We start from the raw sequence: 25470 nt of genomic DNA, 5'->3' as shown, positions 1-25470 counted from the left end.
AATGTCCAAGATGCACGTAAAGCTGAAGGTGAACGGGCGCGAGGTTGAAGGCCTTGCCGAACCGCGCACCCTGCTGATCCATTTCCTGCGGGAAAATCTGAAAATCACCGGCCCGCACATTGGCTGTGAAACCAGCCACTGCGGTGCCTGCACTGTTGATTTGAATGGCAAATCGGTCAAATCCTGCACCGTCTTTGTGGCGCAGGCGCAAGAGGCTGAAATCACCACCGTTGAAGGTCTGGCCAATGACGATGGCACCCTTGGTGTCATTCAAGAGATGTTCCGCGAACATCACGGGCTGCAGTGCGGTTTCTGCACACCGGGCATGATCACTCGCGCCCACCGCCTGCTGCAGGAAAATCCCAGCCCATCAGAGGAAGAGGTGCGCTTCGGCATGGCCGGCAACCTTTGCCGCTGCACCGGTTACCAGAACATCGTGAAATCGATCATGGCGGCGTCGGATCAGTTGAACGCCCAGAAGGAGGCCGCGGAATGAAGGACGAGGTACAAACCCCCGAAGATCGCGCTGCGGGCCTCAAGGGCATGGGCTGCTCGCGCAAGCGGGTTGAGGACGTGCGCTTCACCCAAGGCAAGGGCAACTATGTCGATGACATCAAGCTGGACGGCATGCTGTTTGGCGATTTTGTCCGCTCGCCTTATGCCCATGCACGGGTGAAGTCGATCAACTCTGAAGAGGCGATGAAAGTGCCCGGCGTTGTCGCCGTGATCACCGCCGCCGATCTGGAACCGCTGGGCTTGCATTGGATGCCAACGCTGGCCGGTGACAAACAGATGGTGCTGGCGGATGGCAAGGTGCTGTTCCAAGGTCAGGAAGTGGCCTTCGTTGTGGCTGAGGACCGCTATGCGGCTGCTGACGCGGTGGAGCTGGTTGAGGTCGAATACGAAGAGCTGCCGGTGATCGTCGATCCGTTTGAAGCGCTGAAATCCGATGTGGTGCTGCGCGAAGACACGGTGGACGAAAACGGCAAGGCCACTGATGGCGCCCATGGTCCGCGCAACCATCCCAACCACATCTTCACCTGGGAAGCCGGAGAAGAGGCGGAAACCAACGCGGTGATCGACAGCGCCGAAGTGGTGGCGGAAGAGACCATGTATTACCACCGTACCCACCCGTGCCCGTTGGAAACCTGCGGTTCGGTGGCATCGATGGATAAGGTCACTGGCAAGCTGACGCTCTGGGGCACATTCCAGGCGCCACATGCGATCCGCACCGTGGTCTCGCTGATCTCGGGCATTGCGGAACACAATATCCGTGTGATTTCCCCCGATATCGGCGGTGGCTTTGGCAACAAGGTGGGCGCCTATTCGGGCTATGTCTGCTCGGTCGTGGCCTCGATCGTGACGGGGCGTCCGGTGAAATGGATCGAAGACCGCATGGAAAACCTGATGACCACGGCCTTTGCCCGTGATTATTGGATGAAGGGCAAGATCTCGGCGACCAAAGAGGGTAAGATCACCGGCCTGCATTGTCATGTGACGGCAGACCACGGTGGCTTTGATGCCTGCGCCGACCCGACCAAATTCCCCGCCGGTTTCATGAACATCTGCACCGGCTCTTATGACATCCCAACCGCCTATCTGGCTGTGGATGGTGTTTACACCAACAAAGCACCGGGCGGGGTCAGCTACCGCTGTTCCTTCCGCGTGACCGAGGCAGTGTATTTCATCGAACGGATGATTGAGGTGCTGGCGATCAAGTTGAACATGGACGCGGCAGAGCTGCGCCGGATCAACTTCATCAAGAAAGAACAGTTCCCTTATCAGTCCGCGCTGGGTTGGGAATATGACTCGGGCGATTATCACACCGCTTGGGACAAGGCGATGAAGGCGGTGGACTATGACGGTCTGCGCGCTGAACAGGCGCAACGGGTTGAGGATTTCAAAGCCGGCAAAACCCGCAGTCTGATGGGCATCGGCCTCAGCTTCTTTACCGAGATTGTGGGCGCCGGGCCGGTCAAGAACTGTGACATCCTTGGCCTTGGCATGTTTGACAGCTGCGAGATCCGCATTCACCCCACCGGTTCGGCGATTGCCCGTCTGGGCACGATCAGTCAGGGGCAGGGGCACGCGACGACCTTCAGTCAGATCATCGCCTCGGAAATCGGTATTCCGGCGGATGATATCACGCTGGAGGAAGGTGACACCGACACCGCACCTTATGGTCTGGGCACCTATGGGTCGCGTTCGACCCCAGTGGCCGGTGCGGCCACCGCGATGGCGTCTCGAAAGATCCGCGCCAAGGCGCAAATGATTGCGGCCTATCTGCTGGAAGTGCATGACGATGACGTTGAATTCGACGTGGATCGTTTTGTGGTCAAAGGTGCGCCGGAACGGTTCAAGACGATGAAGGAAATTGCCTTCGCCGCGTATAACCAGGCGATCCCCGGCATTGAACCCGGTCTGGAAGCGGTCAGCTACTATGATCCGCCCAACATGACCTACCCTTTCGGCGCCTATGTCTGTGTGATGGACATCGACGTGGACACCGGTGTGCCGGACATCCGCCGCTTCTACGCGCTGGATGATTGCGGCACACGGATCAACCCGATGATCATCGAAGGCCAGGTGCATGGCGGTCTGACCGAAGCACTGGCCGTCGCCCTGGGCCAAGAGATTGCCTATGACGAAATGGGCAATGTGAAGACCGGCACGTTGATGGATTTCTTCCTGCCGACGGCGTGGGAAGTGCCGAACTATGAAACCGACTACACCGTCACCCCCAGCCCGCATCACCCGATCGGCGCCAAGGGCGTGGGCGAAAGCCCGCATGTGGGTGGTGTGCCTTGTTTCTCGAACGCGGTGCAGGATGCCTTCCGGGCGTTTGGTCTGACCCATACCAACATGCCGCATGACCATTGGCGGATCTGGAAAACCGCCAACGATCTGGGGCTGCACGACTGAGTGCACCCTGACTGAAGGAGGGCCGGAGGGGGCCTTACCCCCTCCGGTTTTCTCAGAGTATTTTGAGCAAGATGAAAGAGAGTGTCGGGACGTGACGCATCTGGAGTTGCAGAATCAACTGGCCGCAACAGGCTATGTGGCAGAGGAAAGTCTGGCGATGGGGCTGTCGCTGGGGCTGTCCCTTGGGCGTCCGGTGCTGCTGGAAGGCCCCGCAGGTGTGGGCAAAACCGAAGTTGCCAAGGCCCTGGCGGCCGTGCAGGGCACCGAATTGATCCGGCTGCAGTGTTATGAAGGGCTGGATGCCAGCCACGCGATTTATGAATGGAACTACCAGCGGCAACTGCTCTCGATCCGCGCAGCTGAGGCGCATGGTGGTGTGCAGGAAGAGGCCCTGTTTGGCGAGGCGTTCTTGCTGAAACGCCCGCTGCTGCAGGCGATTACGGCGGACCGTGCACCGGTTTTGCTGATCGATGAGATTGACCGCGCCGATGAGGAGTTTGAGGCCTACTTGCTGGAAGTCCTGTCGGATTTCCAAATCACCATCCCCGAGATGGGCACCGTAAAGGCCGCGCACCGGCCCGTGGTGATCTTGACGGCAAACGGCACCCGTGACCTCAGCGACGCGCTGCGGCGGCGTTGCCTTTACAGCTACCTTGGCTACCCCGATCTGGACACGGAACTGGCCATCTTGAACGCGCGCCACCCCGGTCTGGAAGCGCGGTTGGCGCGGCAGATTGTGACGGTGGTGCAGGCGTTGCGACGTGAAGAGCTGGAAAAAAGCCCCGGCATTGCTGAAATGCTGGATTGGGCGGCGGCGCTTTCGGGGCTTGGGGTGAATGATCTGGCGCAGGCCGGTCCGCAATTGCAGGCCACATTGGTGTGCCTGCTGAAAACCGCCGCCGATCAGAGCGCAGCCCCACGTGAATTCCTGGACCGGGTGATCGGAAAGGTCGCCTGATGCTGGTCACCCGCTTCCCCTCCCGCGCCTCCGGGCCTGCCGAACGTGTGACGGGTTTCATCGCGCATCTGCGCGGCAACGGCTTTGTGTTGGGGCCGCAGGAAACCGCACTGGCGCTGTCGGTGTTGGAGGAAGTGGACGCCACAGATGTGTTTCAGGTGCGACTGGCGCTCAGGTCGATCCTCGTGCCCGATGCCACGCGCTGGCGGCGCTTTGATGATCTGTTTGACGCCTATTGGTTCAATGCAGGTCGCCAACGGGCGACAGAGGTAAACGCCGCCCATGTAAAGGTGCAGTCGCAGCGCCCGATGCTGTGGCAGGATCACTTTGACGAAGGCCCGGAGGGGCCCGAGGGCGACGCGCCGCAGCAGGCCGATCCCGAAGGCGAAGGTGAGACGGAAGGCACCGAAGGGCGGCTGATTGCAACCCGTCAGGACAATCTAAGCAAACGCGACCTGCGCGAATTGTTCCGCGAAGAGGATCTGCGTGAGGCCGAACAGGCGGCGCAACGTCTGGGCGCGGTCCTGCGGGATCGGCGATCACGGCGGCGCAAACAAGCGCTGAGAGGCAATGCATTGGACCTGCGCCGGATCCTGCGCAGCAGCTTGGCAACGGGCGGCGATCCCTTGCGGCTGTTTCGCAAACGTCGGCCGCCACGGCCGATGCGGATCGTGGCGCTGTGTGACGTGTCGGGATCCATGACAACCTATTCGCGGGTGTTTTTGGCCTTTTTGAAGGGTCTGATCGGGGCCGGTGCGCAGACCGGGGGGCAAAGTGGCGTGCAGGCGGACGCCTATCTGTTTCACACGCGCCTGATGCGGGTCACCGATGCGTTGCGTGATCACGACACGCTGCGGGCGGCGTCGCGATTGTCGCTGATGGCAGAAGGGTTCGGCGGCGGCACAGACATCGCGGGCAGCCTGCAGAGCTTTCTGCGCCACTACAGTGGAAAGGCGCTGAATGGGCGCACGGTCGTGATCATTCTGTCGGACGGCTATTGCACCGCCAATCCACAGGTTCTGGGCGCCGTGCTAGGGCAGATCAAACGCAAGTCGCGCCGCATTGTCTGGCTGAATCCGTTGAAAGGCTGGCGTGACTATCAGCCGATCGCGGCGGCCATGCAAGAGGCCGCACCGCATCTGGACGCCCATCTGCCTGCCAACACAATTGCAGCGCTGGCGGCGCTGAAACAGGAATTTGCCCGCTTGTGAGCCGCAGGGCGCATTGGGCTGACTAGAGAACCGGAGGAGAAGATATGGCCGATCTGGAGATTTTTGACCACATCGCTACTTTGCGCGAAAAGGCGGCGCCGTTTTGTGTGGCAACGGTCCTGCGCACGGCCGATGTGACCTCGGCCAAGGCAGGGGCAAAGGCGGCAGTGACATCAGACGGTGAGATCCTTGGCCATCTGGGCGGGGCCTGCGTGCAACGTGCGGTGAAGGCCTCGGTAGCTGAGGCTCTGGCGGAAGGCAGTCCTCGGATGATCCGGGTGAAGCCCTCGGAAAAGGTGGTGAGCCTTGTCGATCCGGATGGGGTGCAATGTTTCAAAAGCGGTTGCCCCTCGGGGGGCACGGTGGATCTGCTGATCGAGCCGTTCCAGCTGGCCCCACGGTTGGTCATTTTCGGCGACGGACCAATTGCCAAAGCGCTGGCGTCTCATGCCGCAACGGCCGGATTTCGCGTCAGCGGTGCAGGGCAAGAGGATGCCGCACAAGCCGTTGCCGCATTGGAGGCGCGCGACTTTGTTGTTGTCGCTTCGCAAGGGCGCGGCGATGCCGTGGCGCTGAAGGCAGCGCTCACCAGTGCGGCGGCGCGGGTGTCTATGGTGGCAAGCCGCAAAAAGGCGGCGCATCTGACCCGCAAGCTGTTGGGCGACGGTGTTAGCCAACCGCAGATCGACCGGTTGAAAGCCCCTGCGGGTCTGGATATCGGCGCGGTGGACCCGCATGAAATCGCCCTGTCGATCATGGCCGAACTTATCGTGTGGCGGCGCGGCGTCACCCTGCCTGCGAAACTGATCACCGAAGATGGGGCGGAAACGATTGCCAGTGCTGGCGACCCGCGACCCAGACCGGGAAAGACAACGGACAGTGCAACAGACAAGGCCACGGAAATGGCGCTAAACGTCTTCCCGCGCTGTTGCTGATCCAGACCAACACACTCAAAACGAAGGAAAAGACAATGGAACTGAGCGACGAAATTCGCATCAACGCACCGCGTGACGTGGTTTATGCGGCCCTGAATGATCCGGAGGTGCTGCAGGCCTGTATTCCCGGTTGTGAAGAGCTGGTCCAGCATTCGCCTGAGGAGCTGGAGGCCAAGGTGGTGCTGAAAATCGGCCCCGTGAAGGCGCGGTTTGCAGGTGCGGTGACATTGGATAAAACCCAAGGGCCAGAGGCGTTCAGCCTGACCGGGGAAGGCAAAGGTGGTGCCGCCGGTTTGCCAAAGGGGGCGCAGATGCGACGCTGGCCGAGGACGGTGATGAGACCGTTTTGACCTATGTGGCCAAGGTTGAAATGGGGGGTAAGATTGCCCAATTGGGCAGCCGCCTGATCCAAGGCACAGCCAAAAAAACTGTCGGCCAAGTTCTTTAACAGCTTCGCTGATAAGGTTTCGGAAACGGTTTCCGGCTAAAGAGACCTGGGGTCTCTCCTTGATCTGGCCGTCTCGGGCCGGGATCCCAGACCCGGTTCGACCGGTCGGGCCGCTCCTGCTAAGGGGCGGCCCTTTTCATTCGGGCTTAGGGGGAGGGCTCAGGCGGGCAGGGCGGCAGCGAGCGCAATGTCCAGCTTGTCCACCACTTCGCCAATCTGATCCTCGCTCAGGATGAAGGGCGGGGCCAAGAGGATATGTGCGCCGGCCTTGCCATCGATGGTGCCGCCCATCGGGTAACACAGCAGGCCGGCCTCAAAGGCGGCGGCTTTGATCTTCTTTGGCAGGGCCAGTTCGGGATCAAAAGGCGCCTTGGTACCGCGGTCTGCCACCAGTTCCAGCCCACGGAACAATCCACGCCCGCGGATATCCCCGATATGCGGATGTTGGCTCAAACGGGCCTGAAGTGCATCGTTCAACCGGTCGCCCATGACCTGTGCGCGCTGGGTCAAGCCGTTCACCAGTTTGCCCACCACCACCCGCGCCGCAGCGGCAGCAACAGGGTGGCCCAGATATGTGTGCCCGTGTTGGAAGAAACCGGTGCCGCTCTCGATGGCTTCATAAATCGTTTTGGAACACAGCATTGCGCCAATCGGCTGATAACCCGCGCCAAGGCCTTTGGCGATGGCGGTGATATCGGGCACCACCCCTTCCTGCTCACAGGCGAACAGGGTGCCGGTGCGGCCCATGCCGCACATCACCTCGTCTAGGATCAGCAACACGCCATATTGGTCACAGATTTCGCGCACCCGTTTGAAGTACCCCTCGACCGGAGGCACCGCGCCGGCGGTGGCGCCCACAACAGGTTCGGCGACAAAGGCCATCACGCTGTCTGGTCCAAGGCGGAGGATTTCGGCCTCCAGCTCATTGGCAACCCGCTGACCGTAGTCAAAGGCAGTCTCGCCCTCTTGGCGGCCACGGTATTCATAGCAGGGGCTGATATGGGTGGTGTCGATCAGCAAAGGGGCAAACTGTTCGCGCCGCCACATGTTGCCACCAACCGACAGCACACCCAGCGTGTTGCCATGGTAGCTTTGTTTGCGGGCGATCACATGGCGGCGCTGGGGCTGGCCGATTTCGGTGAAATACTGCCGCGCCAGTTTCAGCGCTGATTCCATCGCCTCAGAGCCACCGGAAACAAAATAGACCCGATCCAGACCTTCTGGTGCATGGGCGATCAGTAAATCCGCCAGCTCCTCCGCCGCATCTGTGGTGAAAAAACTGGTGTGGGCATAGGCCAGCTGCGCGGTTTGTTCCTGTATGGCGGCAATGACATCAGGGTCGGAATGGCCAAGGCAGGAGACCGCCGCGCCACCGGAGCCATCGAAGTATTGTTTTCCCGATTTATCAAGAATATAGCACCCCTCTCCGCGGTCAGCGCGGGGGGGAATGGACCGGGTGTGACGGGGGAAGACATGAGACTTGGGTGCAGGCATTTGGCCGCCCTTTCAGTCTGAAAAGCGAAGAATAGAAGGTTCGAATCGCGATTTTTGGTGAGACGCGATGCGCTTGAGGTGAAACATATGTTTCATTTCTTGACAAGAAAAAATACAAATGAAAAATGAACGTAATTTCAGGGGGGATTCGTGACGCAACTCATTTCCATCGAGGACCGGATTGCATCAAAATACAGCGATCTGAGTGGGCAGCTGCAAAAGGCTGCGGACTATGTTGCGTCCAATCCTATGGATGTTGCATCGCGCTCTCTGCGCGCGGCCTCGGCGTCCTCTGGGCTGCCGCCTGCCACGTTTTCCCGTCTTGCTCGGGCGCTGGATTTCGAAAGCTACGAGGAAATCCGCGAGCTGTGCCGCACCGCGGTTGGACAACGGGTCGAGAGTTTTTCGGAGAAGGCGGCGAAGCTGGGGCAGGGCGATGCCACCACGGCTTCGGTGATCCAGCGTCAAACCAATGCGGTGATTGCCAATATCCAGAGCCTGAACGCGCAGCTTGATCCCAGTCGACTGGAAGCGGCTGCGGATGTTCTGGGCACCGCCCGCAGGGTTGTATTGTTCGGCGCGTATGGCTCTACCGGGATTGTCGAATACCTTGCCTATCTGGCCCATTACAGCATGACCAACTGGGTGCTGGCGGGGCGTATGGGGGCGTCACTGGGGGCGGCGATGGTTGATATGGGCACGGAAGACGTGTTGCTGATCGTGACCAAATCCCCCTATGCCCGCCGCGCCATTGCGGCGGCCCAGATGGCGCAAGATCAAGGGGCGCGAACGATCGTCATCACGGATAATCATACGTGTCCGGCATTGAAATTTGCCGATTTTCCGTTCATCGTGCCCTCAGAGAGCCCACAATTTTTTTCATCTTATACTGCAACACTCGCGCTTCTCGAAACACTCATGGCCGTCCTTGTCTCCCGCGATCCGCAGGCGACAAGCACCCGTATTCGTGAAGTCGAGCAACGAAATGGCGGACTGGGAGAATTCTGGTCCGGCTGAACCCCGAAGACCCTTAATCTTGAAACATCAATCAGGGAGAAACAGATGTTTTCCAACTTCAAACTGGGTGCCTTTGCTCTGGCAGCTACCGTCGCGACCGCACCGTTCGCCATGGCAGAAGAGTTCATCACCATCGGCACCGGCGGTGTAACCGGCGTTTACTACCCGACTGGTGGCGCGATCTGCCGTCTGGTCAACAAAGGCCGCCGTGATCACGGCATCCGCTGCTCGGTCGAGTCGACCGGTGGCTCGGTATACAACATCAACACCATCCGCGAAGGCGAGCTGGAGTTTGGTGTTGCCCAGTCCGACTGGCAGTACCACGCCTATAACGGCACCTCGAAGTTTGCTGACGCCGGTGCCTTCGAAGGCCTGCGCGCTGTATTCTCGGTCCACCCCGAGCCCTTCACCGTTGTGGCCCGTGCCGACGCTGGCATCGCAACTTTTGACGATCTGGCCGGCAAGCGCGTGAACATCGGCAACCCCGGTTCCGGTCAGCGCGGCACCATGGAAGTGCTGATGGAAGCCAAAGGCTGGACCACAGACAACTTCGCGCTGGCAACCGAGCTGAAAGCGGCAGAACAGTCGGCAGCTCTGTGTGACAACCAGATTGACGCGATGGTTTACACCGTTGGCCACCCTTCCGGTTCGATCCAGGAAGCCACCACCGCCTGTGACTCGGTTCTGGTTGAAGTGTCCGGCGACGCCGTGACCGGCCTGATCAACGACAACAGCTTCTACCGTTCGGCCACCATCCCTGGCGGCATGTACCGTGGCAACGACGGCGACACCATGACCTTTGGTGTGGGCGCAACCTTCGTGACCTCGGCCGATGTTTCGGACGAAGCGGTTTACACCGTTGTGAAGTCGGTGATGGACAACATCGAAGACTTCAAAAAGCTGCACCCAGCCTTTGCACACCTGGACCCACAAACCATGGCAACCGCTGGTCTGTCGGCTCCGCTGCATGATGGCGCGGCCAAATACTACAAAGAAATGGGCTGGGTCGAGTAATCGATCTTGCCTCTGGCGGCCGGTCCACTCCGGCCGCCAGTTTTTTATCTGAATATCCAAAACAATAGCGAACAGGCATTTAAACCGGGGGACATCCGGGATGCGGGGAGGGATGCATGGCCAATCTTAAGGCTGAAGGCCGCGCGCTTAGCGAGGAAGAACTACAGGAACTGGTTGCCGCCAGTGACGCCGGGGGACGTAACCCCACAGGCGCCGTGGCAACTTTCATGGCAAGCATCGCTCTACTGTGGTCGGTGTTTCAGGTCGTTCTGGCCTCGCCGCTGTCCAATGTGATCCTGCCGGGGGATCTGATCAACAACTCACGCCAGATCCATCTGGCCTTTGCCATTTTCCTAGCCTTTCTGGCCTATCCGGCCCTGTCGACCAGCCCGCGCAAACATATTCCTGTGCAGGACTGGATCATGGCAGCCCTTGGGGCCTTTGTGGCGCTCTATGGCTATTTCTTTTACGATAAGATCGTGAACTCCGGCGGTCTGGCGGATGACACGGACAAATGGATCGCCCTGGGTGGCTTGATCCTATTGTTCGAAGCCGCCCGCCGCGCGTTGGGGCCGGCGATGGCGATCATCGCCACGATCTTCCTGGGCTATGTGTTCTTTGGCGCCTCCGAATGGGTGCCCGAAGTCATCCGCTGGAAAGGCGCTTCGCTGAAGAAAGCGATGAGCCACATGTGGATCACCTCAGAAGGGGTGTTTGGAATTGCTCTGGGTGTTTCGACCAAGTTTGTCTTCCTCTTCGTGCTCTTCGGGGCGCTGTTGGAAAAGGCGGGCGCAGGCAACTACTTCATCAAGATGGCCTTTGGCGCCCTGGGGCACCTGCGTGGTGGTCCGGCCAAGGCAGCCGTTGTCGGCTCGGCCGCAACCGGCCTGATCTCGGGCTCGTCGATTGCAAACGTTGTGACCACCGGCACCTTCACCATTCCGCTGATGAAACGTGTGGGCTTCTCCAGTGAGAAAGCCGGCGCGGTGGAAGTGGCGTCCTCGGTGAACGGGCAGATCATGCCACCCGTGATGGGGGCCGCGGCCTTCCTGATGGTGGAATATGTCGGCATTTCCTATGTCGAGGTGATCACACACGCCTTCCTGCCGGCGGCGATTTCATACATTGCGCTGGTTTACATCGTGCATTTGGAAGCGGTGAAACGGAACCTGCCGACGCTTGGCAACCGCGATGTCCATCTGGCACGCACGATTGTTGGTATGGCTTCCTTCTTCGCGATTTTCGCAGGCCTTTGCTATGGGTCGCAATATCCGGTTGATGCTGTAACCGCATGGGTGCCAAGCGCAGCAGGTCTTGTGATGACGGCCATTGTGACTGCGATCTATGTGGCTTTGGTTTATCTTGCGTCACAGGTCCCAGACCTTGAGCCAGACGATCCGAATGCCGAAGTGGTCGAGTTGCCGGTGATCAAAGACATCTACAAGGCCGGTCTTCACTTCCTGCTGCCGATCATTGTCCTTGTCTACTTCCTGATGATCGAAAAGAAATCGCCAGGTCTCTCCGCCTTCTGGGCGACCGCATTGCTGTTCGGCATTCTGCTGACCCAGCGGCCTCTCAAAGCTATGTTCCGCGGACAGACCGATCTGGCAGCGGCCTTCAAATTCGGGGTCGGCGACCTGAACCAGGGCATGGTTGACGGCGCACGCAATATGATCGGCATCGGCCTAGCAACCGCCACCGCGGGTGTGATCGTCGGCACGGTGACTCTGACCGGCATCGGACAGGTGATGGCTGATCTGGTTGAGAATATGGCTTATGGCCTGACCTATCTCTGTGCAGCTTTTGTTCACCTCATCAGCCCTGCGACTGATGCGATTGGCCTGACCAGTTTCCAAGGCACCGTTGCAGAGCGAGCGGAGGACATGACTGGCACAACGCTTGTCTTCGTCCTGATGTGCGTGGGCCTTTTGTCCCTTGTGCTGGGCATGGGGCTGCCAACCACAGCCAACTACATTGTTGTCAGCTCACTGATGGCAGGGGTTGTTGTGGAGCTTGGGGCCAACTCTGGTCTGATTGTGCCTTTGATCGCGGTGCACCTCTTCGTGTTCTACTTCGGGATCATGGCGGACGTGACCCCGCCGGTGGGTCTGGCAAGCTTTGCGGCGGCGGCCGTATCGGGTGGCGATGCCATTCGCACCGGCTTCACCGCCTTCTTCTACAGCCTGCGCACCGTGGCCTTGCCGTTTGTCTTCATCTTCAACACAGACCTGTTGCTGATCGATGTCACCTGGTGGGAGGGCATAATCGTCTTCATTGTCGCGTCAATCGCCATCTTGGTGTTTACCGCCGGGACAATGGGGTGGTTTGTGACACGGAGTTTGCGCATTGAAAGTTTCGCGCTGGTGCTGATTGCCTTTGCCCTGTTCCGTCCGGACTTCCTGATGGACCGCGTTCAGCCGCCGTTTGAAATCTCGGCCCCGACACAGCTGGTTGAGGTTCTGGGCAGTGTTGAAGAAGGCTCCGAGGTCCGGGTGATCGTTTCGGGACCGGACTTCGATACGGCTGAGGTCAAAGACACCACCATCGTTCTGCCCGCCACCGGCGCCGCAGACGGGGCGGCGCGTTTGGCTGCATTTGGTCTGACGGTCTTTGCCGAAGGGGACATGCTTTTGCTCGAGGAACCCTTTCCGGGGACACCTTACTTCGAGACGATGTCGAACTTTGACTTCTATGGTGATGCGCCGATGCGAATCACCGAGGTCAAAGCCCCTGCCGATCAGCTCCCGAAAGAGCTGATGTACATCCCGGCACTGCTGCTTCTGGCGGCAATCGCCTTCCTGCAACGGGGCCGTGCGGCCCGTCAGCCCCAGGAGGTTCAGGCATGAGCACCTGCATTCTTTGTGCAATCGACATGAGCCAGCACGAACCAGAAACCAAAGTGCTGGAAGAAGCCGCCAAACTGGCCCGGGTTGATGGCGCTCAATTGGACGTCATGACAGTGGTGCCGGACTTCGGGGCGGGGGAGATCCCGGACTTCTTTCCGAAGGGCTACCACAAGCAGGCCGTTGGAGAGACGGTGGAGCGGTTGAAGGCCTATGTGAAGTCGGTCATCGGCGAGGAGATGGCGGCAAAGGTCCGTCATGAGGTTGCCACCGGCAAGGTCTATCAGGAGGTCTTGCATGCCGCCGAGCTGGCAGGCTCCGATCTGATTGTGATCGGCTCGCACCGCCCCTCGGCGCGGGACTATCTGCTCGGCACCAACGCCGCGAAGGTGGTGCGCCACGCAGACGTCTCGGTCTATGTGGTGCGCTAAGGATCCGTGCATCGTCTGAACCGGCGAGACCTGCACGCGAACGTCCGAAGAAGGGGCGGCTGCGCAAGCAGCCGCCCCTTTTGCACGCGTCTGGTACATTTCGGGTAAGGTTCTGGCACTTTTTGGGCGAGCGATCCAGGCAAATGCAGCCTTGAATAGGGCGCGCGACTCGCAATTAGGGGCAGACTCGTTGTTGATTGTTGTGTTTGTGGGTGTGATTCCTGTTTTGTTGATTGGCTTTTGTGTGGATTGGTTTTGTTTTTTTGTGGTGTTGTTTGTTTATGTGTTTGATTTTGTTTTATTTTTGAAATGGTTTTGTGTTTTTGTGATTTTCTTTGAAAAAGCGCTTGCGGGTGGTTTGGAATAACCTTAGAACCCCCTTCACCGGCGGCGCTGAGGCGCAGGTTGGGACGGCGGACGGCGCTACGGAGGCAACTCTGGCAGGGTCTGAAGTTAACAAAATATGAGGTTTATGACGCAGGTTGCGCCAGGAAGGTTTTGGCGCTTCGTGTTGATTTTGTCTCTGGTGATGACTTGGGTTGTTGCCGCGCTCTTTGACATTGATGGTATCTGAAGAGATATGTGGGCGGTTTGGTTCATTCGATGAATGAACGACTGCACATATATCAACTACCTAGGAGCTTCGGTTCCGATGATGGATAGTCAGCTTCACTGTTTGTCGGCTTTCGGTATCTTTTGGTACTGATGTCACAAACAGAGAACGTCCCGACCAGCCGGTTGGGACATTTCCAAGTCAATTGGAAAAACAGTATGTGCAGAGGTTCGAACGTCAAGGATAGCACCGTAAGGTGCTTTCAACTTGAGAGTTTGATCCTGGCTCAGAACGAACGCTGGCGGCAGGCCTAACACATGCAAGTCGAGCGCGCCCTTCGGGGTGAGCGGCGGACGGGTTAGTAACGCGTGGGAATATACCCGACACTAAGGAATAGCCTCTGGAAACGGAGAGTAATACCTTATACGCCCTTCGGGGGAAAGATTTATCGGTGACGGATTAGCCCGCGTTAGATTAGATAGTTGGTGGGGTAATGGCCTACCAAGTCTACGATCTATAGCTGGTTTTAGAGGATGATCAGCAACACTGGGACTGAGACACGGCCCAGACTCCTACGGGAGGCAGCAGTGGGGAATCTTGGACAATGGGCGCAAGCCTGATCCAGCCATGCCGCGTGAGTGATGAAGGCCTTAGGGTCGTAAAGCTCTTTCGCCAGAGATGATAATGACAGTATCTGGTAAAGAAACCCCGGCTAACTCCGTGCCAGCAGCCGCGGTAATACGGAGGGGGTTAGCGTTGTTCGGAATTACTGGGCGTAAAGCGCGCGTAGGCGGGCTAGTAAGTTAGAGGTGAAATCCCAGGGCTCAACCCTGGAACTGCCTTTAATACTGCTAGTCTTGAGTTCGAGAGAGGTGAGTGGAATTCCGAGTGTAGAGGTGAAATTCGTAGATATTCGGAGGAACACCAGTGGCGAAGGCGGCTCACTGGCTCGATACTGACGCTGAGGTGCGAAAGTGTGGGGAGCAAACAGGATTAGATACCCTGGTAGTCCACACCGTAAACGATGAATGCCAGTCGTCGGGTAGCATGCTATTCGGTGACACACCTAACGGATTAAGCATTCCGCCTGGGGAGTACGGTCGCAAGATTAAAACTCAAAGGAATTGACGGGGGCCCGCACAAGCGGTGGAGCATGTGGTTTAATTCGAAGCAACGCGCAGAACCTTACCAACCCTTGACATCCTAGGACAACCTGAGAGATCAGGCCTTCCTTCGGGACCTAGTGACAGGTGCTGCATGGCTGTCGTCAGCTCGTGTCGTGAGATGTTCGGTTAAGTCCGGCAACGAGCGCAACCCACATCCTTAGTTACCAGCGGTTCGGCCGGGAACTCTAAGGAAACTGCCCGTGATAAGCGGGAGGAAGGTGTGGATGACGTCAAGTCCTCATGGCCCTTACGGGTTGGGCTACACACGTGCTACAATGGCAGTGACAATGGGTTAATCCCAAAAAACTGTCTCAGTTCGGATTGTTCTCTGCAACTCGAGAGCATGAAGTCGGAATCGCTAGTAATCGCGTAACAGCATGACGCGGTGAATACGTTCCCGGGCCTTGTACACACCGCCCGTCACACCATGGGAGTTGGTTCTACCCGACGACGCTGCGCTAACCCTTCGGGGAGGCAGGCGGCCACGGTAGGATCAGCGACTGGGGTGAAGTCGTAACAAGGTAGCCCTAGGGGAACCTGGGGCTGGATCACCTCCTTTCTAAGGATGCACCTAGCAGGTTGAACTTGTTCAACTTCGTGGATGCACTTAGCAACGATCAGCAAGTCACGCTGATCAATATCATCAGGTCCTTCATGGACACTGAGGACCAGGCCGTCCTCATATCTCTTCAGGATTACGCACCGCACGACACCTCGTGTGGTCAGCTTAGGGGCCTTAGCTCAGCTGGGAGAGCGCCTGATTTGCATTCAGGAGGTCAGCGGTTCGATCCCGCTAGGCTCCACCACTCTCCTCCGACTAAGCCTTCCAAGGATGGGTCGGTAGCTCAGGTGGTTAGAGCGCACGCCTGATAAGCGTGAGGTCGGAGGTTCAAGTCCTCCTCGACCCACCATTCTTCGCAAGATACCAAAGATAAGAGCGTTCGATTAGATCGTTAAGCACCAGACCCTGGTTCTTAACCGTCCAATCGGACACGCTTCCGCCTCGCAAGAGACGGAACTGACATCGTTTAGAGAGAAATATCAACAACCTGTTTGATCACCGTAAGTAAGCGGACGATCTCAGTAGGTCTCCTTCGGGAGAGGCGTGATAGAGATTGTTTCCTCGATCTTTATGCAACGTATCCCTGCTGAAACGAACAGAGTTGTCCAAGTCAAGTACACTAACCCGGTTCAATCTCCGCAAGAGATTGAACCCGCAAGATCGAGAGATCTTGCAATGTTCCTTACCTTCTGCGTGGGGCCGACCGACATCGGCAGCGCAGTCTTTCGGGTAAGGAGCGGGATATAGTATGCTTTTGATCAGAAAGTGAGCATCCGGTCGAACCAGCCCGGATGTGGAAGTCTTCGTGCTCAAGTAGCCTTCGGGCGGTAGCACACTAAGAAGTCTTACTCTTTCTGGATCAAATCAAGCGCGAGAAGGGCGTTTGGTGAATGCCTTGGCAGTAAGAGGCGATGAAGGACGTGATACTCTGCGATAAGCTAGGGGGAGCCGAGAATAGGCTTTGATCCCTGGATCTCCGAATGGGGCAACCCACCTGACATTCTGTTATTGTTAGCTCTGCTATCAATAATGGGGTGAGACAGGTACTTTTAACCTGAATACATAGGGTTTTAAGAGCGAACCCGGGGAACTGAAACATCTAAGTACCCGGAGGAAAGGAAATCAACAGATACTCCCCTAGTAGCGGCGAGCGAACGGGGACCAGCCGAGCCATGAATGTGACTAGAACGACCTGGAAAGGTCGGCCAAAGTGGGTGACAGCCCCGTATAGGAAGCATGATTGGACGTATTAAGTAGGGCGGGACACGTGAAATCCTGTCTGAACATCGGGGGACCACCCTCGAAGGCTAAGTACTCCTTACTGACCGATAGTGAACCAGTACCGTGAGGGAAAGGTGAAAAGCACCCCGACGAGGGGAGTGAAACAGTACCTGAAACCGAACGCCTACAATCAGTCGGAGGCTCCTTGCGAGCTGACGGCGTACCTTTTGTATAATGGGTCATCGACTTGGTCTCACGAGCAAGCTTAAGCCGATAGGTGTAGGCGCAGCGAAAGCGAGTCTTAATAGGGCGAATGAGTTCGTGGGATCAGACCCGAAACCGAGTGATCTAGGCATGACCAGGCTGAAGGTAAGGTAACACTTACTGGAGGGCCGAACCCACACCTGTTGAAAAAGGTCGGGATGAGTTGTGCCTAGGGGTGAAAGGCCAATCAAACTCGGAGATAGCTGGTTCTCTGCGAAATCTATTTAGGTAGAGCGTCATCCGAATACCCCGGGGGGTAGAGCACTGGATGGGTAATGGGGCCCCACAGGCTTACTGATCCTAACCAAACTCCGAATACCCGGGAGTACTAGATGGCAGACACACAGCGGATGCTAACGTCCGTTGTGGAGAGGGAAACAACCCTGACCTCCAGCTAAGGCCCCTAATTCATGGCTAAGTGGGAAAGCAGGTGGGACGACCAAAACAACCAGGAGGTTGGCTTAGAAGCAGCCATCCTTTAAAGATAGCGTAACAGCTCACTGGTCTAAATAAGTTGTCCTGCGGCGAAGATGTAACGGGGCTCAAGCCATGAGCCGAAGCTGAGGATGCACATAGTGCATGGTAGCAGAGCGTAGTGTGACATAGCACTCATCCTCTTCTATCTCCTCCGGGAGGTAGCGCAGGATAGAGTGCTTTCTGTGAAGCCGGCGCGTGAGCGATCCGGTGGAGAGATCACTAGTGAGAATGATGACATGAGTAGCGACAAACAGGGTGAGAGACCCTGTCGCCGAAAGTCCAAGGGTTCCTGCTTAAAGCTAATCTGAGCAGGGTAAGCCGGCCCCTAAGGCGAGGCCGAAAGGCGTAGTCGATGGGAACTAGGTTAATATTCCTAGGCCGTGAGGTGGTGACGGATCATGAAGGTAGTTCATCCTTATTGGATTGAATGGGCTGCTAATTGGTCCCTGGAAATAGCCCCTCTTTAAGACCGTACCCTAAACCGACACAGGTGGACTGGTAGAGAATACCAAGGCGCTTGAGAGAACGATGTTGAAGGAACTCGGCAAAATACCTCCGTAAGTTCGCGAGAAGGAGGCCCAGTTTCTAGGCAACTAGAGGCTGGGGGCACAAACCAGGGGGTGGCGACTGTTTACTAAAAACACAGGGCTCTGCGAAGTCGCAAGACGACGTATAGGGTCTGACGCCTGCCCGGTGCCGGAAGGTTAAAAGGAGATGTGAGAGCGTCGAATTGAAGCCCCGGTAAACGGCGGCCGTAACTATAACGGTCCTAAGGTAGCGAAATTCCTTGTCGGGTAAGTTCCGACCTGCACGAATGGCGTAACGACTTCCCCGCTGTCTCCAACATCGACTCAGCGAAATTGAATTGCCTGTCAAGATGCAGGCTTCCCGCGGTTAGACGGAAAGACCCCGTGCACCTTTACTACAGCTTCGCACTGGCATCAGGCACAATATGTGCAGGATAGGTGGTGGGCTTTGAAACCAGGACGCCAGTTCTGGTGGAGCCTCCCTTGAGATACCACCCTTATTCTGCTTGATGTCTAACCGCGGTCCGTTATCCGGATCCGGGACCCTGCGTGGCGGGTAGTTTGACTGGGGCGGTCGCCTCCTAAAGAGTAACGGAGGCGCGCGAAGGTTGGCTCAGAGCGGTCGGAAATCGCTCGTTGAGTGCAATGGCAGAAGCCAGCCTGACTGCGAGACTGACAAGTCGAGCAGAGTCGAAAGACGGCCATAGTGATCCGGTGGTCCCGCGTGGAAGGGCCATCGCTCAACGGATAAAAGGTACGCCGGGGATAACAGGCTGATACTGCCCAAGAGTCCATATCGACGGCAGTGTTTGGCACCTCGATGTCGGCTCATCTCATCCTGGGGCTGGAGCAGGTCCCAAGGGTATGGCTGTTCGCCATTTAAAGAGGTACGTGAGCTGGGTTTAGAACGTCGTGAGACAGTTCGGTCCCTATCTGCCGTGGGTGTAGGATACTTGAGAGGAGTTGCCCCTAGTACGAGAGGACCGGGGTGAACGTTCCACTGGTGGACCAGTTATCGTGCCAACGGTAGTGCTGGGTAGCTATGAACGGACAGGATAACCGCTGAAGGCATCTAAGCGGGAAGCCCCCCTCAAAACAAGGTATCCCTTGAGGACCGTGGTAGACCACCACGTCGATAGGCCAGAGATGTAAGTGCGGTAACGCATTCAGTTGACTGGTACTAATGGTCCGATTGGCTTGATTTGATCCAGTAAAAGTAAGACCAAATCAAGAGCATACACTAAGTGAACAAAAACTGGACAACACGTTGATATCGGGGCAAAAACGCCCCTTGGTCTTTATTCGGTTTGGTGGTCATAGCACGAGTGATACACCCGATCCCTTCCCGAACTCGGAAGTTAAGCACCGAAGCGCCGATGGTACTGCATCTTAAGGTGTGGGAGAGTAGGTCACCGCCAAACCTAATAAAGACCAAATCCCTCTAAACGATAGTCACACTTCAAGCCGCCCTTTGGGGCGGCTTTTTACGTTTTCAACTTCGTAAACTTGTCTAAATTCTGTGGGTTTCCCGCGTCTGCGTTCGCAAACTGTTAAGGCGCAAAGACTAAGCTCTCTGCACATTCAAACGAATTGTGGAGGTGGCCATGGGCGAAAGTGGTGCAAACGTGAACGAATTCATCGGCTCAACTGGAGACGATGAGATTGTCGATGGCGTCCAAAATGACGCGGGTCAGACCCTTCAGGAACGGCTGGCTGAGGTTGACCGGATTAACGGCAACGCAGGCGATGACACTATTAGTTCCGGCGGCGGGAATGATCTGGCCGCTGGCGCTATGGTTGGCGATGAGTGGAGCTATGTTGATGGACAATGGGTCTACAATTCGGCTGCTGTGGTCGCCAGTGACCTTGGCGCCACACGCTCTTACAACGACAATATTCGCACCGGCGATGGCAATGACTTGCTGTTAGGCAACAGCGGCAATGACACGCTGTCGGCAGGAGCGGGGAATGACACCCTCAATGCCGGGCGGGGCAATGATCAGGCGCATGCTGGCGTGGGTGACGATCTGGTGAACCTGGAGCAGGGCAATGATACCGCCCAGGGTGGCCTGGGGGCGGATACGATTAATGCGGGCGATGGTGACGATGTTGTCTATGGCGACCTTCGCGGTGGCAATGTCCTGACCAACAGCGAAGGTTTCACCAGCTTTGCGCAATATGGCGCCAGTGTGGGTTGGACCATGCAAGATGTTGACGGCGTTGAAACAATCTCGCAATCCGCAAACACCATTGCTGGCGAAAGTTATATGATCTCCTTTGAACTGGCGGCCAATTTGTCCGGCGGCCATGGCGGCGGGCGCGTGGAAGTTCTCTGGAACGGTGAAGTGGTGGATGTTGTCGAGACCAGCTCGGGGGTCTATGAAACCCATGAGATCGCGGTAACCAGCACTGGTGGGGAAGGTCAGCTAAGTTTTCGCGCCATTCCCCAAGACGGGGCGGTCGACTATGATTTCTCTGGCCCGATTGCCAGTTATCAGACCACGACAACCCTAAATGGGGCAGAGGTTGAGGTTGCAGGTTTCGCCCCAGGCCAACCTAATCTTTACCAGGTGATCGACGGGCATCTCAAAGCCTTCGACCTGGAAACACAAAGCTATCAGGACGTTGGCGACCCTCTGGGTTTCAAGATCAACGCGGTTGGCTTCAATGTTGAAGATGACCTGATCTACGGTGTCGCCAAATCCAGTGGTCTCGACAGCCTGGGCAATCCCGTCAGTTCTACGGATATCGTGATGATTGACGCCAATGGCGACACATACCGTGTCGGGGATGGTTTTTACGGCGATTACGTGGGGGATTTCGACGACAGCGGCAATCTGTGGACCTTTCACAGCTCGCTAGATCGGATCAGCGTTGTGGATGTCGACACGCGCGATGCCGCCGGAAACCCCGAAATCCAGCATTTCCATTTGCCACGGGATCTCTTTGGGGATCGCACTTATGTTCTGGCCTATAACAGTGAGGATGGATGTTTCTACGCGGTCGTTTCTCCCGGTGCCAGCGGGGGGGCGGGCAAGGTTGTCCAGATCGATGTCAGCGAAGTGGCAGAAGGTGGGCAGCCCACATTCAACGAGGTGCCGATCACAGGCACCCTCTATGGCGACACTATGGAAACGGGGATGGCCCGTGGTGCTTATGGGGCGGTTTTCCTGGATGGGGATGGCAACCTTTACTACGGGCTCAACCGCGGCGACCATGACCTGGATGCAAGCACGGACAGTCAGGGTGCCATCTTCCGGGTGAATGTGGATTGGGACACTGGACAAGCCTATTCGGAATTTATGGCGGAAGCGCAATCGACCGGGTCAAACGACGGCACCGTGGATCCCCGTTCGGCAGACGCCTTTGTTGAAGTTGACGCAAATTCTCCGGTGCTGATCCGCGAACCAGAGTTGATCCAGACGGCTGGCGGCAATGACGACCTGCGCGGCGGGGCTGGCAATGACCAGATGTTCGGCAATGCGGGGGATGATACCCTGCATGGCGGCGAAGGCGCCGATCGCCTGTCCGGCGATGAGGGCAACGACAATATCAGCGGCGGCACGGGGGCTGACACGGTCTCGGGGGGGAGCGGAAATGACAGCCTGCGGGGCCAGGATGGCGATGACGCGTTATCCGGCGATGCGGGACGCGATTACATCAATGCTGGCAGCGGTGCTGATCTGGTGTCTGGTGGCGCTGATCAGGACAAGCTGGTGGGCGGCAGCGGCAGTGATACGATTATTGGTGGCAGCGGCGACGATCACATGTGGGGCGGCAACTGGCGGGGGGATGGCACCACCGATACATTTGTTGTCTCAGGCGGCTCCGGCAAAGACATCATCCACGATTTCGAGGCGGACCACGACCGCATAGATCTGTCGGCCTATGGGGTGGAGTTTGAGGATCTGGCTGGTCTGATCAGGGACCGCGGTTGGGCCACAGAGATTGATCTTTCTGCACTAACCGGCGGCGAAGGAGGCGACAGGCTGTTGCTCAAGTCGGTGGATGCAGACGACCTCGACGAAAGCAACTTTATCCTCTGAACATTGATGCACGAAGGTGGATATGCCTGTTGCAGCCTATGTGCCCCGGGCGGCCGCGCCCTTGTTGGTTTTCAGTCTGATCAGCAACCTTGCGATCTTGCTCAACCCGCTCTTCATGATGCAGGTGCTGGACCGTGTTGTTCCTAGTGGCAATGTTGCTACCCTCTTGATGCTCACGGGGCTGGCGCTTGGGTTCCTGGTTTTGCAAGGGCTGGTGGAATGGGGACGGGATCTGGCTTTGACCAGGTTGGCCAGATGGGGGCAACAAACCGGCAGCGCGGAGGTGGTGCGGGCGCTGACAGGCGGGGAGGCAACGCAGGACGATGTCGCACGGGTTTCCCGTTTTGCCGAGTTTCTGGGGGGCATCGGTGCTGTGACCGCCCTCGGCTTGCCTTGGTTGCCTGTCTTTGGTCTGGTACTTTGGCTCATTCACCCGGCCTTTTTGTTTCTAGTGCTGTGTCTGGTGGCGGGGCTGATCGGCAGCCGATGGGCGGCTAGACGGCTCAGCGCAGCGGCGCAATCGCAGGCTGCTGGCTGGGCCAAGGCGGAACAGATCAGCCTTAAACATGCGACCGGGTTCGCCAGCCGTCTGGGTGTTGCTGCGATTGAACACAACTTGATGCAGCGTTTCTTACGGGCACAGCGGCAACGTCATGACTGTGTTTCGCGTGCAGAGGGCGCCATCTTAGCGAATTCGAGCGTATCAGCGGTGTTGCGTGCTGTTGGGCAGGTCCTGGCACTGGCGCTGGGGGCATTTCTGGTCACACAAGAGGCGCTGAGCGCCGGGGGCATGATTGCGGCTTCACTGATTGTGAGCCGTGCATTTATGGCACTGGAAACAACAACGGCACAGTGGCCACAGCTGCGCATGGCGCTGGCGGACTATAGATATCTTGCGGCGCTTCAACTGGCGCCGCCCGGGCCGGATATGCGTCTGCCAGAATGGCAGGGCGCGTTAAGGGCTGACGGGATCATCTTTCCGCGTGGCGGCGGGGCGCCACCAATGTTGGATCGGGTCAATTTGTCTTTGGACCCAGGCGAAACATTGGCGATTGTTGGGGGCTCAGGGGCAGGGAAGACCATCTTGCTGCAGGCTTTGGCTGGGGTGCAGCCCGCCCCCATCGGGTGTGTATTTTTTGACGAAAGTGAAGTGCGCGGATTGAAGGCAGTCACGCTGTACCAACAGACGGGTTTCCTGCCGCAGCGGGCGGAGCTTGTGCCGGGGACCATTGCTGAAAATATTGCCTGTTTCGAAGCAGAAATTGTGGGTGAGAAAGTGGTTGAAGCGGCCAAGCTTGCAGGTGTCCACGGGTTGATTTCAGCGCTACCCGACGCTTATGAAACCGATCTGTCACATGCGCCCTTCCTTCTGTCTGCGGGGCAGGTGCAGAGGGTGGCCCTTGCGCGCGCGCTTTACAACAAACCGCGCTACCTGTTTCTGGACGAACCAAATGCTTTGCTTGACGGCGAAGGGGAGCGGGCGCTGTCACGTATATTGATGCGGCTGAAGGCAGAGGGCACCACCATTGTCATGGTGTTGCACCGGTCCGGCCTGCTTGGTCTATGTGACAAGATCCTGCAACTGGAACAGGGCCGCGTTGCGGATTTCGGGGCGCGCGCCGAGGTGCTGGCCCGCATCAGCGGGGGCGGCAGGCAGCTGGCGATCCCGCTGCAGGAAACCTCTTTGCAGGACTTGCAAGACTGGGTTGCTTCGCAATTTAATCGCTCCACCGACGAAGCCTTCAGCCAGAAGGCGCAATTGGTTGCGATGGAGCTATTCCGCCTTTTGATCGCCAATGGTGCGTCGAACGGCCCACGCGGTGCACAGGTGGCGTTTAAGTTTTTGAATGACAACGAAGTTGAACTTTCCATAAACGAAGAAAACGGCAGTGAGTTGGAAAGAAAATTCTCTAGCCTCAGGACCAGGCTCGCGGGCGACAAACCGGTGCCTGGGGACCTGAACCAGGAGGAACGTGCCCTGGCAGCGGTTGCCCAGATGAGTGATCGAATTGAGGTGCGCTGCGGCGACGACAGCACCTTTTGTTTGGTGGCGTTGAGCAGCAATGCGTTGGCCCCCACTCAAGCCGCGAGGGCACATTAGATGGATGCGTCCCCAACCCTTCCCGCAGAAATCCTGCGACCCTTGCAGCGCACCGGTCTGGCGATTGTTGTTGGGATGTCTGCGATTTTCCTGTGGGCCTGGTGTGCGCCCTTGACCACAACCCTGTCGCTGCAGGGGCGGTTTCTGTCTGACCGGCCCAGCCTGATGCTGCAACATCCTTATGGGGGGCAGGTGGCCGAAGTTTTGGTTGCGCGGCACGATCGGGTCGCTGCGGGCGAGCTGCTGATGCGGCTGAACGTTGAGCTGGATCAGGCGCAACTGGCCGCGACCGTGTCTCGGGCGGCCCAGCTACAGCAAGAAAACCTTGAAATCGCAAACCTGCTGAACGGAGATGGGAGGGACGCGGGGGACACGGCCGTGGCCCTACAACATGCGCAGGCCGTATTGCAGCAGCGATTGAAACAAGAAAGCCAAGTTGCCCTGAAGGCGCAAGCGGCGGCATTGGAACAGAAAATTGCGCTGACGAAAGATCAGTTAACCCTGATGAAGGCACGTGCCGGACGTCAGACGGCTTTGTTGGACAAGGGGCTGATGCGGCGCAATGACGGTGAAGTCCTGGCAGAGCAGATCCTGATCGTCGAAGCAGAAATTCAAAGCGACCTGTCGGCGTTACATGCGATGCGGGACCGCATTCAGCAGGCAAATCATGGTGCTTCCCTGATTATGTTGAATATGCGTGAGCAGCTTGAAGCGCGAAGGGACGCGAATGCGCGGCAGATTGAAGACTTGCAACAGGTTCAACGCACCCTGGAGTACCGAGTTCAGCAGGCGGAGATACGTGCGCCTTGGGCCGGGGTGGTGAGTGAAATCAGCCTCGAAGCGGGGGAAAACTTTGCCGCAAAAGGGGCAACGCTGGTGCAGCTCTCCCAACCTTTGCAAGCCCCGTTTGTCTCTTTCATCGCGCCCGTCGGGCATGTTGATCAATTGCAGTTGGGCCAGCGCGGCCGGTTGATTGTGCCCAGCCTGCCACAGCGCCTGCTGCCCCAAATCGATGTGGAAGTTGCAGCGATCGCACCACGGGCGAGTTTGGATGAAGCGGGCAACCCGTCGGGCTATCGCGGGCGCGCCGAAGTCTCGGCCGCCGGGTTGGAGGCGCTGCAAAAGGTGATGGGAACACAGCTTTTGCCAGAGGATATGCCGGTGCAGATCGTGGTAGCTGTACGCGACACAACATTTGCCGAATATCTTCTCGATCCGCTCCGTGCGGCGTTCCGCAACGCATTGCAGGATTAAGGCCCCCTCCGAAGAGGGGGCAGGGG

At 57.7% G+C, this 25470-nt stretch carries 14 protein-coding genes, 2 tRNA genes, 3 rRNA genes and 1 pseudogene; 19 read left to right on the top strand and 1 reads right to left on the bottom strand.

Annotated elements, in window-relative coordinates; translation table 11 throughout:
• Window position 1: 1 nt before the first annotated feature.
• The 6 genes and pseudogenes from SIC14_RS00820 to SIC14_RS00795 all read left to right on the top strand — a co-directional run bounded on the left by SIC14_RS00820 (window position 2) and on the right by SIC14_RS00795 (window position 6474).
• Window positions 2-496, top strand: coding sequence for a (2Fe-2S)-binding protein (locus tag SIC14_RS00820; protein ID WP_412563960.1), 495 nt, complete (start codon window positions 2-4; stop codon window positions 494-496).
• Window positions 493-2922 carry an aerobic carbon-monoxide dehydrogenase large subunit gene (locus SIC14_RS00815; RefSeq protein WP_412563959.1) on the top strand — a complete coding sequence of 810 codons (2430 nt, stop codon included), beginning with the start codon at window positions 493-495 and terminating at the stop codon, window positions 2920-2922. The genes SIC14_RS00820 and SIC14_RS00815 overlap by 4 nt, the downstream gene beginning before the upstream one ends.
• A 91-nt stretch (window positions 2923-3013) precedes the next feature.
• On the top strand, window positions 3014-3880 hold the full coding sequence (locus SIC14_RS00810; RefSeq protein WP_412563958.1) for an AAA family ATPase: 867 nt from the start codon (window positions 3014-3016) through the stop codon (window positions 3878-3880).
• The gene (locus SIC14_RS00805) at window positions 3880-5091 is read left to right on the top strand and encodes a vWA domain-containing protein (protein WP_412563957.1); all 1212 of its coding nucleotides are present in this window, start codon (window positions 3880-3882) and stop codon (window positions 5089-5091) included. The genes SIC14_RS00810 and SIC14_RS00805 overlap by 1 nt, the downstream gene beginning before the upstream one ends.
• A gap of 44 nt (window positions 5092-5135) precedes the next feature.
• Window positions 5136-6026, top strand: a complete 891-nt coding sequence (locus tag SIC14_RS00800) for an XdhC family protein (RefSeq protein ID WP_412563956.1) — start codon at window positions 5136-5138, stop codon at window positions 6024-6026.
• 35 nt (window positions 6027-6061) lie between these two features.
• Window positions 6062-6474: pseudogene (locus tag SIC14_RS00795) on the top strand (CoxG family protein).
• Window positions 6475-6633: 159 nt separating this feature from the next.
• Here the strand turns inward: SIC14_RS00795 and SIC14_RS00790 are convergent.
• Window positions 6634-7968 (bottom strand): aspartate aminotransferase family protein, encoded by a 1335-nt coding sequence (locus tag SIC14_RS00790; RefSeq protein ID WP_412563955.1) that lies wholly within the window; start codon window positions 7966-7968, stop codon window positions 6634-6636.
• Window positions 7969-8118: 150 nt separating this feature from the next.
• On the opposite strand from SIC14_RS00790, the gene SIC14_RS00785 reads away from it, so the two are divergent.
• From SIC14_RS00785 to SIC14_RS00725, 13 genes are all read left to right on the top strand, one after another.
• Window positions 8119-8985 carry a MurR/RpiR family transcriptional regulator gene (locus SIC14_RS00785; RefSeq protein ID WP_412563954.1) on the top strand — a complete coding sequence of 289 codons (867 nt, stop codon included), beginning with the start codon at window positions 8119-8121 and terminating at the stop codon, window positions 8983-8985.
• Window positions 8986-9030: 45 nt separating this feature from the next.
• On the top strand, window positions 9031-9999 hold the full coding sequence (locus tag SIC14_RS00780) for a TAXI family TRAP transporter solute-binding subunit (protein WP_412563953.1): 969 nt from the start codon (window positions 9031-9033) through the stop codon (window positions 9997-9999).
• A gap of 116 nt (window positions 10000-10115) precedes the next feature.
• Complete coding sequence (locus SIC14_RS00775) at window positions 10116-12845, top strand: TRAP transporter permease (protein WP_412563952.1); 2730 nt, start codon at window positions 10116-10118, stop codon at window positions 12843-12845.
• Window positions 12842-13273 carry a universal stress protein gene (locus SIC14_RS00770; RefSeq protein WP_412563951.1) on the top strand — a complete coding sequence of 144 codons (432 nt, stop codon included), beginning with the start codon at window positions 12842-12844 and terminating at the stop codon, window positions 13271-13273. Before SIC14_RS00775 ends, SIC14_RS00770 begins: the two co-directional genes overlap by 4 nt.
• A 190-nt stretch (window positions 13274-13463) precedes the next feature.
• Complete coding sequence (locus tag SIC14_RS00765; protein ID WP_412563950.1) at window positions 13464-13640, top strand: hypothetical protein; 177 nt, start codon at window positions 13464-13466, stop codon at window positions 13638-13640.
• A 449-nt stretch (window positions 13641-14089) separates the two neighbouring features.
• Window positions 14090-15551: ribosomal RNA gene (locus SIC14_RS00760) — 16S ribosomal RNA — on the top strand.
• Between the two features lie 171 nt (window positions 15552-15722).
• Window positions 15723-15798, top strand: a tRNA-Ala gene (locus SIC14_RS00755).
• A 28-nt stretch (window positions 15799-15826) separates the two neighbouring features.
• Window positions 15827-15903: transfer RNA gene (locus SIC14_RS00750), tRNA-Ile, on the top strand.
• A gap of 513 nt (window positions 15904-16416) precedes the next feature.
• A 23S ribosomal RNA gene (locus SIC14_RS00745) occupies window positions 16417-19248 on the top strand.
• 101 nt (window positions 19249-19349) lie between these two features.
• Window positions 19350-19464: ribosomal RNA gene (gene rrf / locus SIC14_RS00740) — 5S ribosomal RNA — on the top strand.
• Together the 16S, 23S and 5S rRNA genes with 2 tRNA genes alongside form the textbook arrangement of a ribosomal RNA operon.
• 183 nt (window positions 19465-19647) lie before the next feature.
• Window positions 19648-22089, top strand: coding sequence for a calcium-binding protein (locus tag SIC14_RS00735; RefSeq protein WP_412563949.1), 2442 nt, complete (start codon window positions 19648-19650; stop codon window positions 22087-22089).
• A 22-nt stretch (window positions 22090-22111) separates the two neighbouring features.
• Window positions 22112-24190, top strand: coding sequence for an ATP-binding cassette domain-containing protein (locus tag SIC14_RS00730; protein ID WP_412563948.1), 2079 nt, complete (start codon window positions 22112-22114; stop codon window positions 24188-24190).
• Window positions 24191-25444 (top strand): HlyD family efflux transporter periplasmic adaptor subunit, encoded by a 1254-nt coding sequence (locus SIC14_RS00725; RefSeq protein ID WP_412563947.1) that lies wholly within the window; start codon window positions 24191-24193, stop codon window positions 25442-25444.
• Window positions 25445-25470: the final 26 nt, after the last annotated feature.

The sequence above is a fragment of the Thalassobius sp. MITS945101 genome, assembly GCF_047123305.1.
Lineage (GTDB): Bacteria > Pseudomonadota > Alphaproteobacteria > Rhodobacterales > Rhodobacteraceae > Thalassobius.
This window is presented reverse-complemented; position numbering and strand designations above follow the sequence as displayed.

Coding starts and splice junctions, on each gene's coding strand:
- SIC14_RS00820 (WP_412563960.1), top strand. CDS start 2: ATGTCCAAGATGCACGTAAAGCTGAAGGTGAACGGGCGCGAGGTTGAA.
- SIC14_RS00815 (WP_412563959.1), top strand. CDS start 493: ATGAAGGACGAGGTACAAACCCCCGAAGATCGCGCTGCGGGCCTCAAG.
- SIC14_RS00805 (WP_412563957.1), top strand. CDS start 3,880: ATGCTGGTCACCCGCTTCCCCTCCCGCGCCTCCGGGCCTGCCGAACGT.
- SIC14_RS00800 (WP_412563956.1), top strand. CDS start 5,136: ATGGCCGATCTGGAGATTTTTGACCACATCGCTACTTTGCGCGAAAAG.
- SIC14_RS00790 (WP_412563955.1), bottom strand. CDS start 7,968: ATGCCTGCACCCAAGTCTCATGTCTTCCCCCGTCACACCCGGTCCATT.
- SIC14_RS00780 (WP_412563953.1), top strand. CDS start 9,031: ATGTTTTCCAACTTCAAACTGGGTGCCTTTGCTCTGGCAGCTACCGTC.
- SIC14_RS00775 (WP_412563952.1), top strand. CDS start 10,116: ATGGCCAATCTTAAGGCTGAAGGCCGCGCGCTTAGCGAGGAAGAACTA.
- SIC14_RS00770 (WP_412563951.1), top strand. CDS start 12,842: ATGAGCACCTGCATTCTTTGTGCAATCGACATGAGCCAGCACGAACCA.
- SIC14_RS00735 (WP_412563949.1), top strand. CDS start 19,648: ATGGGCGAAAGTGGTGCAAACGTGAACGAATTCATCGGCTCAACTGGA.
- SIC14_RS00730 (WP_412563948.1), top strand. CDS start 22,112: ATGCCTGTTGCAGCCTATGTGCCCCGGGCGGCCGCGCCCTTGTTGGTT.
- SIC14_RS00725 (WP_412563947.1), top strand. CDS start 24,191: ATGGATGCGTCCCCAACCCTTCCCGCAGAAATCCTGCGACCCTTGCAG.